Origin of the sequence: Paraburkholderia sp. Ac-20336 (assembly GCF_017105025.1) — a bacterium.
Classification (GTDB): Bacteria; Pseudomonadota; Gammaproteobacteria; order Burkholderiales; family Burkholderiaceae; genus Paraburkholderia.
The window spans coordinates 83391-97221 of record NZ_JAAGPS010000008.1 but is presented as its reverse complement, the minus strand read 5'-3'; the positions used below and the strand labels follow the sequence as shown (position 1 = coordinate 97221).

The following is a 13831-nucleotide window of genomic DNA, read 5'->3' as shown; positions in this document are numbered from 1 at the left end:
TCCCGATCCACGGGAGCAATTGCGGGCGGCGCGTATCAATGGTTCGCGAGGCCAGGCGTCAAGCGGCCGGCGGCCGCGCAGCAGCGCGCGGCGCTGCGTTTTGCCGCCGAGCCGCTGTCGGCAGAACAGCAGCGGGCCTTTATCGAAGGACTGCAAAACGCGCGCCGCGAAGGGCGGCCTTATGCGCGCGAGGGCCGCGAGGGGCGTCGCGAGGTGCTGCGTCTGCTGGCCGAGCCGCAGTTCGATCGCGCGGCGCTCGATGCCGCGCTCGCGCGTACGCGCGCGGCCGACAGCAAACTGCGCGCGATGGTGGAAGCGAGCGTCGCGGATTTCGCGGAGACGCTGTCGCCCACGGAGCGGATCGAGTTCGCCGATAGCCTCAGGTGGCGTGGCGAGTGGCGCGGAGCGCAGCCTGCGCCGAACGCGAAACAGCAGGCGAATGCGCAGCATCAGGCGAACTCGCCGGCGAGTGTGCCGGCCAATCCCGCGCCGGCCGACGCTGCATCGGACGACTAAAAACGCGGATGGCCGCGACGGATTGCGGCGCTTCGAGCGTTTAACGGACATGCAAAGCCATCCAATGCCGACGAGGATCGCATGGCCAACTCACCGAACCTCAATGCCGCGGCGCTCGCGCTGAACCGCTTCGGTCTCGGCGCGCGTGCCGACGACACGCCGCCCGCCGATCCGAAAGGCTGGCTGCTCGCCCAGTTCGAGCAGTATCAGCCGAGACCTACTGCGTGGGCGAGCCAGCCCGATTCGTTGGCGCTGTCGGCGGAACTCGTGCAACTGCGCATGCGGATCAATCAGCCGGCCAGGCGCGACGCGGGCGAGGGGACCTCTGGCGCCGGTTATGCTGGCGATTTTGCAGGCAACCGCGCGGGCACTGAGGCAATCGATAACGCGAACAGGCGTGCGGCCAATGCCGGCGGCAGCAACGCAGGCTATCGCGCGCCAACGAACCAGGCCACGAATCAGGCCATGGCCCCAGCCGCTAGCCAGAGCGCAGCCCAAACCACCCGTGCCCAGACCGTGAAAGAAGCCGAACGCAAGGCACTGCGCGTCGAAATACTCGACCTGTACCGCTCATCCGTGAATGCGCGCGTGGCGAGCGCATTGACCACGCCGACGCCCTTCGTCGAACGGCTCGTGCATTTCTGGGCGAACCACTTCGCGGTATCGACGGAAAAGCCCGGTGTCGCCGTGCTGGCCGGTTCGTTCGAGGCGGAAGCGATCCGCCCGCATGTGCTCGGCCGTTTCGAGGACATGCTGGTAGCCGTCGAGCGTCATCCGGCGATGCAACTGTTTCTCGACCAGACCCGCTCGGTCGGACCGGACAGCACGGCCGCGCTGCGCGCCGCGCAACGCAACCCGGAAAACCGGCGCGGACTCAACGAGAATCTCGCGCGCGAGGTCATGGAACTGCATACGCTCGGCGTGCGCAGCGGCTACAGCCAGGACGACGTGACCGAGTTCGCCCGCGCGCTGACCGGCTGGAGCCTCGCCGGCAATCCGCCCAAAGCGGGCGCGAATATCGCGGGCAATATCGATGCTGGCCGCCGCGTGCTCGCGCAGATCGCCGAACCCGGCAGCTTCGTGTTTCGTCCGGCGCTGCACGAGCCCGGCACGCGCACGATCATGGGCCGCCGCTACGACGAGCCAGGCGAGCAGCAGGCACTCGCGATCCTGCACGACCTCGCGAATTCGCCGGCCACCGCAAAGCATATCGGCATGAAGCTCGCCCGCCATTTCGTCGCCGACAATCCGCCGTCCGGCGTCAGCGAGCGTCTTGCCGACGCGTTCGAGCGCAGCGGCGGCGATCTGCCAAGCGTCTATCACGCGCTGATCGAGACGCCCGAGGCCTGGGCGCCGCAGGCGGTGAAGTTCAAGACGCCGTGGGAGTGGGCCATTTCGTCGATGCGCGGACTCGGCTGGCAGAACCTCGGCAATCAGCAGAGCGCGCCGATTTTCACGCAGCTCGGCCAACCCGTGTGGCGCCCCGGTTCACCCGCGGGCTACGACGATATCGCCGCAAGCTGGGCCGCGCCCGATGCGCTCGTGCGCCGCGTCGAAGTCGCGCAACGTTTCGCGGCGCGCGTGGGCGACCGGCTCGATGCGCGCGCGCTCGGACAGACGCTGCTGGCCGGCACGCTCAGCGAGCCGACGGCCACGGCCGTATCGCGCGCCGAAAGCGCATCGACGGCGATCGCGCTGTTGCTCGTGTCGCCCGATTTCCAACGGAGATGAATGCCATGCTGTCACGCCGCCAGTTTCTCGGTGTCGCCGCTGCCGGTGCCGGCGCGATGCTCGTCTCGCCGCATATCGCGTTCGCGCACGTCGCGACCGAGCGCCGTTTCGTGTTCGTGATCCAGCGCGGCGCGGCCGACGGCCTGAACATCGTCGTGCCGTACGCCGAGCCTGCCTACGCGACGTTGCGCGGCGCGCTCGCGATCGACACGTCGAATGCGCCGCGTCTGGACGGCACCTTCGCGCTGCATCCGGCGCTCGCGCAGGTGGCGAAAATGTACGCGGACCGCGAGGCGCTGTTCGTGCACGCGGTGGCCTCGCCGTATCGCGACCGCTCGCATTTCGACGGACAGAACGTGCTCGAAACCGGCGGCACGTCGCCGTATCAGGTGAAGGACGGCTGGCTCAACCGGCTCGCCGCGCAATTGCCGGCGACGCGCGAAACCGCGATCGCGTTCGCGCCGACCGTGCCGATGGCATTGCGCGGCGCGGCGGCGGTCACGTCCTATGCGCCGTCGGCGCTGCCGCAGGCGCCCGACGATCTGCTCATGCGCGTCTCGCAACTCTACGAGCAGGATGCGCAGTTGCGCCCACTCTGGGAGTCGGCAATGGCCGCGCGCGGTCTTGCCGGCGACGCGGGCGCGCGTCAGGACCCCGCGAGCCTCGGCAAGCTCGCGGCGAGTTTTCTGTCGCGCGACGACGGTCCGCGCATCGCGATGATCGAAACCGGCGGCTGGGACACGCATAGCGCGCAGAACGCGCGCCTCGCGAATCAGTTGAAAGCGCTCGATACGATGCTTGCCGCGCTGCGCGATGGCATGGGGCCGTCATGGAGCAAGACCACGGTGCTGGTCGCGACCGAATTCGGCCGGACCGCCGCCGCGAACGGCACCGGCGGCACCGATCACGGCACGGGCTCGGTCGCGATGCTGCTGGGCGGTTCGGTGGAAGGCGGCCGCGTGATCGCGGACTGGCCGGGGCTCGCGCCGCATCAGTTGTACGAGGCGCGCGATCTGAAGCCGACCGCGTCGCTCGATGCGTTGATTGCCGGCGCGGCGAGCGAGAGTCTTGGGCTCGATGCGCAGCGCACCGCGGCCGCGCTGTTCGGGCGCACGGTTGCGGCGCGGCCGGTGAGCGGCGTGGTGCGGGCCTGATGCATTAATGCTGGATGTTGGGTGCTTGATGCAATACCGGCAGGAGTCGCTGTGCTTATCCGGCCAGAAATCAAGTCGTCCGGAATATCCTGCGTGCCGGCTCTGCAATGAACCCGCAACGAACGAATGGCTTGGCATGTCGATCGCAACCGCGAGCATCCAGTCACAATGGGCTTGCTTCGCCCCGCGAAAAATAAATCAGCGTGCCGGTCTCGCGGCACACGCACTCGCGGCCACCGCATGCGATGCATGCACCGACCGCTCGCCCACGCGATGATAACGGCGGCCGTAGTAGATCAGCGCATCGCCGTCGGCCCGTGTGTGCGCGGCCTTCACCGCGCAGAAGAACACCGTGTGCGTGCCGACTTCGGTGATCGATTCGATCTCGCAGTCGAGCGACGCGAGCGCGTCCCGCAACACCGGCGCGCCGGTCGCGAGGTGTTCCCATTGCGCGGCGGCGAAGCGTTCTCCGATGGCGAGCGCGCTCGTCGCGAAGTGCGCCGCGAGCGCCTGGTGTTCCGCGCTCAGCACGTTCACGCAGAGCCTGCCGTTCTCGCGAAACGCCGCATTGTTGCGGCTGCCGCGATTGATGCAGACGAGCAGGGTAGGCGGCTCGTCGGTCACGCCGCAGACGGCCGAGGCGGTGCAGCCCGCGAGGCCGGCCGCGCCGTCGCTCGTGATGATGTTGACGGCCGCGCCAAGACCGGCCATGGCGTCGCGGAACGTGCTCTTGTCAAGCATGGGTGCCTCTTCTGAAAATTCTGTAGCTGCACGGGATGTGCCGCTGGCGGTGCGGGTGGTGCGGTTCATGCCGACGGTAGGCGTGCTGCGAGTCGCGCGCCTCATGCGTTCGGCTTGCGCGACACTGGCACCGATGCCAACTCCGTCGCCACAAACCACAAACTTCGCGGCCCCGCCCGCATCCCGGTGTCAGCTTCGCGCATCGTCATGCCGGCGCCGCCGCGCATGCCGGCGAACGAAACCGCGCCGCCGTATGGCGCTCCGGCAGACGCGCATGCCCGAACAGCTTGTCGCGCAACGTGCCGTCGCGATACGCGCGCTTGTAGGCGCCGCGCTCCTGCAACAGCGGCACGACCAGCTCGATGAAATCGTCGAAGCATTCGGGCACGACGGTGCGCGACAGGTTGAAACCGTCCACGCCGGTTTCCTCGGTCCATGCAATCAGCTCGCTGGCGATCTTCTCCGCCGAGCCGACGAGCGGCGGCTGGCGGCTGCCGAGCACCATCTGTTCGAGCAGTTTGCGCTTGGTCCATTGCGGGCCGGCCGCGCGCGTCATCGCCTCGACGTTCGAGACGATCGCCTGGCTCTTGCCCGTTTCGATCGGCTCGTCGAGGTCGTAGCGCGCGAAGTCGATGCCGAGCGATGCGGCCGCATGCGCGAGCGCGGCCTCGGAACTCACGTAGCGCCGGTACTCCGCGTACTTCTCCTCGGCCTCGCGATCGGTGCGGCCCGCGATCACGGTCTGGCCGAGCAGCACCTTGATGTCGTCGGCGCGGCGGCCGCCCGCGACCGCGTGCGCGCGAATGTCGTCGACGATCGCCTTGACCGCCGGCTTCGCCTGGCCGTTGACGAACACGCATTCCGCGTGCGCCGCCGCGAACTGCTTGCCGCGCGCCGACGAGCCCGCCTGATACAGCACCGGCGTGCGTTGCGGCGACGGCTCGGCGAGATGCATCGCATCGACGCGATACTGCTTGCCGTGGTGATGGATCACGTGGACCTTCGAGGCGTTCGCATAGACGCCGCGCGCCTTGTCGCGCAGCACGGCGTCGTCTTCCCAACTGCACTCCCAGAGCTTGTAGACGAGCTCCATGTATTCGTCGGCGAGATCGTAGCGGTCGTCGTGCGCCATCTGGCCGGTCAGGCCGATCGCGCGCGAGGCGCTGTCGAGATAGCCGGTCACGATGTTCCAGCCGACCCGGCCGCGCGTCAGATGATCGAGCGTCGACATGCGGCGCGCGAACAGATAGGGCTGCTCGACCGACAGATTCGACGTGACGCCGAACGACAGATGCCGCGTGACGGCGGCCATGGCCGGAATCAGCAGCGTCGGATCGTTGACGGGCACCTGTACCGCGCCGCGGATCGCCGCGTCGGGATTGCCGCCGTAGACGTCGTAGACGCCCGCCACGTCCGCGAAAAAGATGCCGTCGAACAGGCCCGCTTCGAGCTTGCGCGCGTAGTCGGTCCAGTATTGCAGGTCCGTATAGCGCGCGGACTGATCGCGCGGATGGGTCCACAGCCCTTGCTGGATGTGGCCGACGCAGTTCATGTCAAACGCGTTGAGAACGATTTCCTTCAGCATGGCGTGTTCCGGCTGGCAGAGGTGGACGAAGGCGGGCAACGGTTCGAGCGGGGTTCGACGCGTCGATGGTTCCGCGGGGCTGTGCCGGATCGGCGCAGGGCTTCGAATCGTGTTTAACGGTATCCGTTCGTTGAATATAGTGGACGAAAAAATACTATGCAAGACATTCCGCGCGGCGATGTTGCAGGCTTGCCGCGCGATGTCGATATCGCATTGAGAGGGGCGTGGTGTCGTGCCGAGAGTGTGGCTCGCCCGACGCCGTGCCTGCCCGGTCGAGTCAGCGGGCCGCCCGCTGGCCGGCTTCTCGTGGTGCGCTCAGGGAGGATGGCTGTCAGCGCCTGCCGGTCGCACCTACGCATCGATATAATTTTGCGGAACTCACTTTGCCGCGACGACCCTGCCATGTCCGAATCTTCCGCCATCGATCTGACTCAGGCGATTTCCGCGCGCGTAAAGACCGAGCGCGAGGCGCGCAACTGGTCGCTTAGCGAACTGGCGGAGCGCTCGGGCGTGTCGAAGGCGATGATCAGCAAGATCGAGCGCGGCGAGGCGAGCCCCACGGCGACCGTGCTCGGGCGGCTGTCGGGCGCGTTTGGTTTGACCCTGTCGACCTTGCTCGCACTCGCCGAGCAGACCGGCGAGCGGCTCGTGCGCCATGCCGATCAGGCGCTCTGGCAAGACCCCGAAACCGGCTATACGCGGCGGCGCGTTTCGCCGCCCACCGGCGGCGTGCTCGAATTGCTCGAGATCGAATTGCCGGCAGGCGTGCGCGTGCCTTATCCATCGGATGCGTTCGTGTTCCAGCATCAGCAGATCTGGGTGACGCAAGGCGTGCTGACGTTTCGCGAGGGTTCGCAGACATACCGGCTCGAAGCGGGCGATTGCCTGCAACTGGGCGCGCCGGTGGAGTGCGAGTTCTTCAATGCCGGCGACGAGACGTGCCGCTATGTGGTGGGGCTCGTGCGGCGCTGAGCGGTCTGGGCAACGGATCGGGAAGCCATAGAGGCGGCTGTGCGGCGAGCCGCTGGCGCCATCTCGACGACGCCAGCGAAATACCTGAATTCCCGTTGCCGCCATCGTCTCGCGAAAATTCGACGGATGGCGGCAACGGGCGTTGCGAAAGCAACGTCATGCATCCATTCGCACACTGTCCAGGCTGACCGTTTCGCTCTGCTTGACCGGTTTCGGCTGCCCCAGCATGCTCGCCCATCCCTTGGCCAGAAAGTCGGTGGTGTTATTGATCGCGTCGACAATCTTTCTCCCGGCGGGCTGGGTAAGCGCCAGTCTGGGATGCTCGATCGCCCGCAATTCGTCTTCGGTAATTTCGATGCTGCGGCCAGGGTCATCGCTTTTGATGCGCTGGATTGCCTTGTCGACGATCAGGCTAATCATCTGGCGGTTTTTCTCGGTATCGGTCGTCATCCATTTCCCCATTCCCAGATGATTGGCAGTCAATATGTTGGTACCGAGACTCAGGATCTCCGTCGGCGTATTGAGCATGATCGAGGCGATTTTCTGCACGGAATCGCTGACCAGTCCCAGACGGGCCGGAATGTCGACCGGCAGGAAGCCGGCCGCGAAACTCAGCACGGAGCCGATGCCCATCGAGTTCACCGCCATCCCCCAGCCGGGCGCCGCTTCCAGCGCGGACTTCGTATCGGACTTGATCTGAGTCCGTAGCGCGGCCTTCGCTTCCGGCGTGCTCGCCGCCTCGGTATGGTTCGCTGCCGGGGCGGGGAAAAAGCCCTCGTTCATCTTTTGCGTCACGCCAGCCGCCATCTCATCGTGTGCGTTGGCAATTTCGAGCGGCACCATGGCACCGGAAGTGGATGCTGCCACCTGGTTCGTCAACGCCTGAACGGGCAACATGGCGATCGAACTGTTCAGCGCGGCCGCGTTGTTCGGAATGGACCCCACCGCCGCAATGCTTCCCGCGCCCGCCGAATCCTTGAGGTCGTCGAGCAATTTCTCGACGGACTCCGGCAGGAGCGGTTCGCCCTGAAACGTGCCGAGCAGTCGTTTGACGATGAGCGAGTCGACCGTCTCCGTGACCAGCGGCGTGACCGAGTTCGTCAACACGTCGACGAATTGCGTGACCGGATGCGTCTCTCCGTACGCGCGGGCCGCAACGGCCACCAGTGCCTTCCACGCCACGGCGTCGAGCGCATAGGTAAGGCCGCCGCTCATCGCCAGGCTGGCAAACATGGCGATGCCGATTTCCTTGGTGAATGCCTTCTGGTTGATGACCGAGTTGATCGATTGAGCCCCGAGGCGCCCACGCAATTCGAGCGTCGCCGGGTCCGCTTCGTTCAGGCAGTGTTCGACCAGTTTCTTCAAGGGCGCGTGATCGGATTCGACCTCGTAACGGATGTCCTGCAGGAACTTGAATGGATGGGGGCCCTCTGCCGGTGCGGTGTCAGCCGACGCCCGATTCCCGTCCAGGGTAGCAAGCGGCAGATCTCCCGGGGATTCTCCACCGTCGTGCGACGCCGCGATGGCCTCGCCGGAGCGGGCCGCCTCGTCCGACGCTTCTGAGGTGGCCGGATTCAGGCGCGCGTCGGCGCCGAAGCCCTGCACGCCTTTCCTGATGGCCTGGCGGGTCGCATAAGCCGTCAGATTGATATCGGCGTCGACTTGTTCGCCGTCTTCCATCGTCAGCCCGTGCACCTTGCAACCGTGCTCGAATGCGGCTGTCCTGGCAAAAATGGCGGCGTCCAGCGGAAGGCCCAGTCGGCAACCGGCCGCAGGCAATCGCAGCTCATCGAATTGTGCGGAGTGCCTGGCCTGCACGAAGCGCAAAATCGCTTCGACGGCTTTGTCGGTACAGCGCATCTGACCCGCTGTATCGCGGGTCACGGTCCCGGAGAAAGCCGTCGGCAATGGATACTCGCCTTTTGACATCAGCGCCGCGGCCTGCTTGAGGTAATCGGCTTTTGCCGCCTGGTGCTGCTCAAGCAGGCCAGGGACGCCTTCGCGAAGGATCTCCAACAACTCTTGTGTTCGTTGCCTGCGTGCCTGTATTACCTGAAAGCCCTTATGCCACCTCGCGCGGGCCGGCGACGTGCTGTCGGCGACACCGGTCGCTGTGCTTTCATGGGTCGCTGCGCCTTTGACGGATGCTCGTTTTTGCAGACCCTCGAATCGGGAACCCTGATTCGTGGTCGGAGTGCGCGTGGAGGGTTGCTTCGTCGAGTGTGCGGAAGGACGGTCATCCGCTGGCAAATCAACGACAGTGGCGACGGGGGTGGAGTTGCTGCTGGAAACCTTGGACATAGATATCAGCCTTGCCTTAACGTTCGATGCGCTCGTCTTGTTCTCGCCGGGCAGCCTGGTTTCGCCGATGTGCCCGGCGAGCACGGAAAAGTAAAGTTTGATGATGTGGCAAATGGTCGAGCGCAAGCGACGAAACACGAAGAGATTGCCTTCGAATGCGAAGCAGTGCTGATCTGCTGAGGGGCATGCGGCGTTGTCGAGCGGTCCGGATAGCCGGATTGGATCGCTACAGACGCGGACGCGCGGCGAGCAACCGGTCCCGTATCGATGGCGGTAGCGAAATGCTTGAATTCCCGTCGCTGCCATCGCCCCGCGAAAATTCGACGGATGGCGGCAGAGTGCGGGGCGGCGAATAAGGCGCGAGAGAATATCGCACGCCCGTCGACCAGAAAAGATCGGGAACCGACGTACTGAAAGTGCGCTGTGCCAGCAGCTTGCCGCTTTTCGCATCGAAGAGCCGGCCAGCATATTGCGGGCTTTCGCTACGAGCCGGAACCCATCGCAACAGACAAAGCTCGGCGCATATACGCCCCATCGGGCGGCGCGGATATCCGGCACTCGCGTCCATGCGGAGTAGGGTCGAACAGGCTCAGGTAAAGCCCGGCGCTGATCCCGATCAGCAGCGCAATACGCGTGAATGGGCGAGTCATAGGTCGAGCGCGATGGGTGGGAAAACGGGAACGAAGAAGCGCGTCGCGAGGCATGAGCCGTGATTCCATCAGCGAGAGAAGCGGGCCAACCCGAACGTCGCCTCGCGCGGCCATTCTTCACGAGCAAGGTCGCGGTATGAATTGGAGAATTCCGAAAAGCGATGCCGCTGAAAAGGGCATGCCGCCTATCGAGCGCGGTTCGCGCGCGCATCTCCGTAGGCCGGACCCCGGTGCCGCCCGGCCTGTTTGCTGGACTATAATTCCGCATCCCGGATCAGCCCTTCGATCCATCCCACGGTTCATGCCTCATGCAGCCGCTTCGCGGGAGCCTCGTTCCTCTTGAGCAAAATCGACCACAACCCGGACGATCGTCCCACCGATAACCCCGGCATCGGCGATGCGGCATCGGCGAAGGCACCGGCCACGCTTGCGATGCGTACCGCGCACGAAGCGCACAAGGACGACCGGCACTTCGTCACGGCACTCGCGCGCGGGCTCGAAGTGCTTGCGTGTTTCCGCTCCGGCGACCGGTCGCTCAGCAATCAGGAACTGGCGCAGCGCTGCAGGCTGCCGAAGTCGACGGTCTCGCGCCTGACCCATACGCTCACGCTGCTCGGCTATCTGATCCATCTGAAGGAGAGCGGCAAGTACCGGCTCGGCACGGCATCGCTCGCGCTCGGCAGTGCGATGCTCGCGCGTCTCGACGTGCGCAAGATCGCGCGGCCCATCATGCAGGAACTCGCCGACGTGTCCGGTGCGACCGTTTCGCTCGGCACGCGCGACCGGCTCTCGATGATCTACGTCGAAAATTGCCGCGGCTCGGTCGCGCTCACGCTGACGCTCGAAGTCGGTTCGCGTATTCCGGTCGCGACCTCGGCGATAGGGCGCGCGTGGCTCGCGGCGATTCCCGAGCACGACCGCCTCAGTTTCATGGAACAGGTGCGCGAACTCGATCACGTCGCATGGCCGAAGACGCGGCGCGGCATCGAGAAGGCGCTCGACGATTACCGCACGCTCGGCGTGACGACTTCGTTCGGCGACTGGCAGAAGGACGTCAACGGCATTGCGCGCGCGTTCCAGCCGGGCGGCGAGTTGCCGACCATGGCGATCAACGTCGGCGGCCCGGCCTTCAAGCTCTCGAAAGAATTTCTGCTCGAACAGGTCAGGCCGCGTCTGATCGACGTGGTAACGCAGCTCGAAATCGCACTGTCGCATTGAGCGGCGGCGCGTTCCGGTTTTGGTTTCGAGCGGCGTCGAGCGTTTGGGGTTCAGTGTTCAGCGTTTAGTGTGAGCGCAGGGCGTTTAGAACCACCGCGGCGACATGCTGAACGTCGTGTCGTCGAGATCGCGCAGCGGTGCCAGCATTGCCGTCACGCGCGGCAATTCCCACCGGAAGAACCACCGGCACGCATGCAGCTTGCCGCGATAGAAGTCCTGATCCGCCGCGTCGTTGGCCTTCGGCAACGCGGCATGCGCGACGAGCGCCTGCCTGAGCCACGTCCACGCCAGCACGATATGGCCGAATGCTTCGAGGAATGCATTGGCGTTCGCAAGCGCACGGTCGGTTTCGCTCGCGAGCGCGGGCAGCAGAGCATCGAGCGTGCCGCTCAGCGCGTGCCACGCGTCGTTGAGCGCTTCGGCGTATGCGTGTAGCGGCGCATGCTCGCTCGCTGCGTCGATCGTGCGTTGCAACTCGCGCGCGAAGAGCTTTAGCGCGGCGCCCTGTTTCATCGTGACCTTGCGGCCGAGCAGGTCGATCGCCTGAATGCCGTGCGTGCCCTCGTGAATCATGTTCAGGCGATTGTCGCGATAGAACTGCTCGACCGGATACTCGCGCGTATAGCCGTAGCCGCCATGAATCTGGATCGCGAGGCTGTTCGCTTCGAGACACCATTGCGACGGCCACGACTTCACGACCGGCGTCAGCAGGTCGAGCAGCAGTGCCGCTTCGGCGCGCGCGGTGTCGCTCTCGCCGGTGTTCTGTTCGTCGACGAGACGCGCCGCGTACAGGCATAGCGCATACGCACCTTCCACATAGGCCTTTTGCGCAAGCAGCATGCGCCGCACGTCCGCGTGTTCGATCAGCGGCAATGGCGGATCGAGCGGATTCTTGTTGGTCGGATGACGTCCTTGCGGCCGCTCGCGCGCATAGTCGAGCGACGCGAGATAGCCGCGATAGCCGAGCATCACGGCGCCGAGGCCGACGCCGATGCGCGCCTCGTTCATCATATGGAACATATACACGAGCCCGTGATGCGGCTCGCCGACCAGCTCGCCGATGCATTCGCCATGCTCGCCGAACGACAGCATCGTCGAGGTCGTGCCGCGCCAGCCCATCTTGTGAATCAGGCCCGCGAGCGCGACGTCGTTGCGCTCGCCGAGACTGCCGTCGTCGTTGACGCGAAACTTCGGCACTGTGAACAGCGAAATGCCCTTGACGCCGGGCGGCCCGCCCGCAATACGCGCCAGCACGAGATGCACGATGTTCTCGCTCAGCGCGTGATCGCCGCCCGAAATGAAAATCTTGTTGCCGCGAATCGACCACGTGCCGTTCGCATTCGGCGTCGCGGTGGTGGCGAGATCGGACAGGCTCGAACCGGCCTGCGGCTCGGTCAGCGCCATCGTGCCGAACGCGCGGCCTTCGAGCAGCGCGCGCAGGTACTTGCGCTTTTGCTGTGCCGAGCCGAAGCGTTCGATCACGTTCGCATTCGCGCTCGTCAGCATGGCGTACGACGAGGTCGCGATGTTGGCGCTCTTGAACAGCGACAGGCACGCAAACGAAATCGTCGCCGGCAGTTGCATGCCGCCCAGTTCGTAGTCTTTGCTTGCGGCGAGAAAGCCGGTGCCGCGCAAGGCGTCGAGCGCATCTTTTACTGCGCCGGGCAGCGTCACGCGTTGGCCGTCGAACTGCGGTTCGTGCTCGTCGGAAAGCCGGTTGTGCGGCGCGAATTTTTCGACGGCTACCGCATGCGCGGTGTCGAGCGCGGCATTGAAGGTCTCGCGGCTGTGGTCCGCATGGCGGGCGCGCCGCGTCAGCGTCCCGGCTTCGAGCACTTCGAACAGCTGGAAATCCAGATCCTGCGTGTTGATGATTTGCGCGTCTTGCATTGCTGAAAACCCATCCTGAGGTAAGCCGCTATGCGGAACGGTTACGAAGCGCGGCGCAAAACACGCGAGCGCACAGCGCGACCGATGCGGCCTGGATCGTTTGAAGAACGCGGTATGCGGGTAAGTCCCGAGGAACCACGCGGCGGCAATGCGAGTCAGTTTATAACGAAAAAGAATGATCGTGCTTTTATTTACACGGTGAATTTCGACACGTATGATGGTCGGGAAATTATGGAATAGCAATCTGCATTGCAGAACAACTGAAGGAGTGTCGCGATGTCGGTGAAAGACCTGTTTCAACTCGATGGCAAGGTGGCATTGATTACCGGCGGCTCGCGCGGACTCGGTCTGCAAATGGCCGAGGCGCTCGGCGAGATGGGCTGCCGTGTCGCGATCACCGCGCGCAAGGCCGAGGAACTCGCCGAGGCGCGAGAACATCTGCAAGGCCGCGGCATCGAGGCGAGGGCCATCGTCAACGACCTGCAGCGCTTCGAAGGCATTCCGGCCCTCGTCGACGAAGTGATGAGCGCGCATGGCCGCATCGACATTCTCATCAACAACGCGGGGGCGACCTGGGGCGCGCCCGCCGAAGCGTATCCCGACGAAGCGTGGCACAAGGTCATGAACCTGAACGTCAACGCGCCGTTCTTTCTCGCGCGCGAAGTCGGCAAGCGCAGCATGATTCCGCAGCGTGCGGGCAAGATCATCAACGTCGCATCGGTCGCGGGCCTGAAGGGCTCGCCGCCGGGCATGAACACGATTGCCTACAACACCTCGAAGGCCGCGGCGATCAACTTCACGCGCGCGCTCGCGGCGGAATGGGGCAAGTACAACATCAACGTCAACGCGATCTGTCCGGGCTTTTTCCCGTCGAAGATGTCGGCCGGGTTGCTCGACCAGCTCGAAGACTCGATCGTCGCGCGCACGCCGTTGCAGCGCCTCGGCGGTGACGAGGACCTGAAGGGCCCGGTCGTGTTTCTCGCGAGCGAAGCGTCGCGCCATGTCACGGGCCAGTATCTCGCGGTGGATGGCGGCTCGATCATCGTCTGATTCGGGGCAGCGTAGCGGCAGGC

General features: G+C 65.2%; 10 protein-coding genes. 6 read left to right on the top strand and 4 right to left on the bottom strand.

The window, feature by feature from the left end; translation table 11 throughout:
- The 3 genes from GXB81_RS05695 to GXB81_RS05685 all read left to right on the top strand — a co-directional run.
- Positions 1 to 516: periplasmic heavy metal sensor (locus tag GXB81_RS05695; RefSeq protein ID WP_205988609.1), on the top strand; the 516-nt coding region annotated here is incomplete at its 5' end.
- An 81-nt stretch (positions 517 to 597) separates the two neighbouring features.
- Positions 598 to 2247: a DUF1800 domain-containing protein gene (locus tag GXB81_RS05690; protein ID WP_205988608.1), complete on the top strand. Its 1650-nt coding sequence runs from the start codon at positions 598 to 600 to the stop codon at positions 2245 to 2247.
- A 5-nt stretch (positions 2248 to 2252) separates the two neighbouring features.
- Complete coding sequence (locus GXB81_RS05685) at positions 2253 to 3401, top strand: DUF1501 domain-containing protein (RefSeq protein ID WP_167049404.1); 1149 nt, start codon at positions 2253 to 2255, stop codon at positions 3399 to 3401.
- A gap of 198 nt (positions 3402 to 3599) precedes the next feature.
- Here GXB81_RS05685 and GXB81_RS05680 read toward each other — a convergent pair whose 3' ends face one another.
- Both GXB81_RS05680 and GXB81_RS05675 read right to left on the bottom strand, forming a co-directional pair.
- The gene (locus tag GXB81_RS05680; RefSeq protein ID WP_167049402.1) at positions 3600 to 4142 is read right to left on the bottom strand and encodes a flavin reductase; all 543 of its coding nucleotides are present in this window, start codon (positions 4140 to 4142) and stop codon (positions 3600 to 3602) included.
- Between the two features lie 205 nt (positions 4143 to 4347).
- Complete coding sequence (locus tag GXB81_RS05675) at positions 4348 to 5727, bottom strand: LLM class flavin-dependent oxidoreductase (protein WP_205988607.1); 1380 nt, start codon at positions 5725 to 5727, stop codon at positions 4348 to 4350.
- Positions 5728 to 6129: 402 nt separating this feature from the next.
- Between GXB81_RS05675 and GXB81_RS05670 the strand changes: the two genes are divergently transcribed.
- A complete protein-coding gene (locus GXB81_RS05670; protein ID WP_167049398.1) occupies positions 6130 to 6699 on the top strand; it encodes an XRE family transcriptional regulator in 570 nt (189 codons plus the stop codon).
- A gap of 156 nt (positions 6700 to 6855) precedes the next feature.
- Here the strand turns inward: GXB81_RS05670 and GXB81_RS05665 are convergent, their stop codons facing one another.
- The gene (locus GXB81_RS05665; protein ID WP_205988606.1) at positions 6856 to 9558 is read right to left on the bottom strand and encodes a hypothetical protein; all 2703 of its coding nucleotides are present in this window, start codon (positions 9556 to 9558) and stop codon (positions 6856 to 6858) included.
- 524 nt (positions 9559 to 10082) lie between these two features.
- Here GXB81_RS05665 and GXB81_RS05660 point away from each other — a divergent pair.
- Positions 10083 to 10868, top strand: a complete 786-nt coding sequence (locus tag GXB81_RS05660) for an IclR family transcriptional regulator (RefSeq protein WP_167049463.1) — start codon at positions 10083 to 10085, stop codon at positions 10866 to 10868.
- Between the two features lie 84 nt (positions 10869 to 10952).
- On the opposite strand, the gene GXB81_RS05655 is transcribed toward GXB81_RS05660, so the two are convergent.
- Positions 10953 to 12758, bottom strand: coding sequence for an acyl-CoA dehydrogenase (locus tag GXB81_RS05655; RefSeq protein WP_205988605.1), 1806 nt, complete (start codon positions 12756 to 12758; stop codon positions 10953 to 10955).
- A 276-nt stretch (positions 12759 to 13034) separates the two neighbouring features.
- On the opposite strand from GXB81_RS05655, the gene GXB81_RS05650 reads away from it, so the two are divergent.
- A complete protein-coding gene (locus GXB81_RS05650; protein ID WP_167049392.1) occupies positions 13035 to 13808 on the top strand; it encodes an SDR family oxidoreductase in 774 nt (257 codons plus the stop codon).
- The last annotated feature ends 23 nt before the right edge of the window (positions 13809 to 13831 follow it).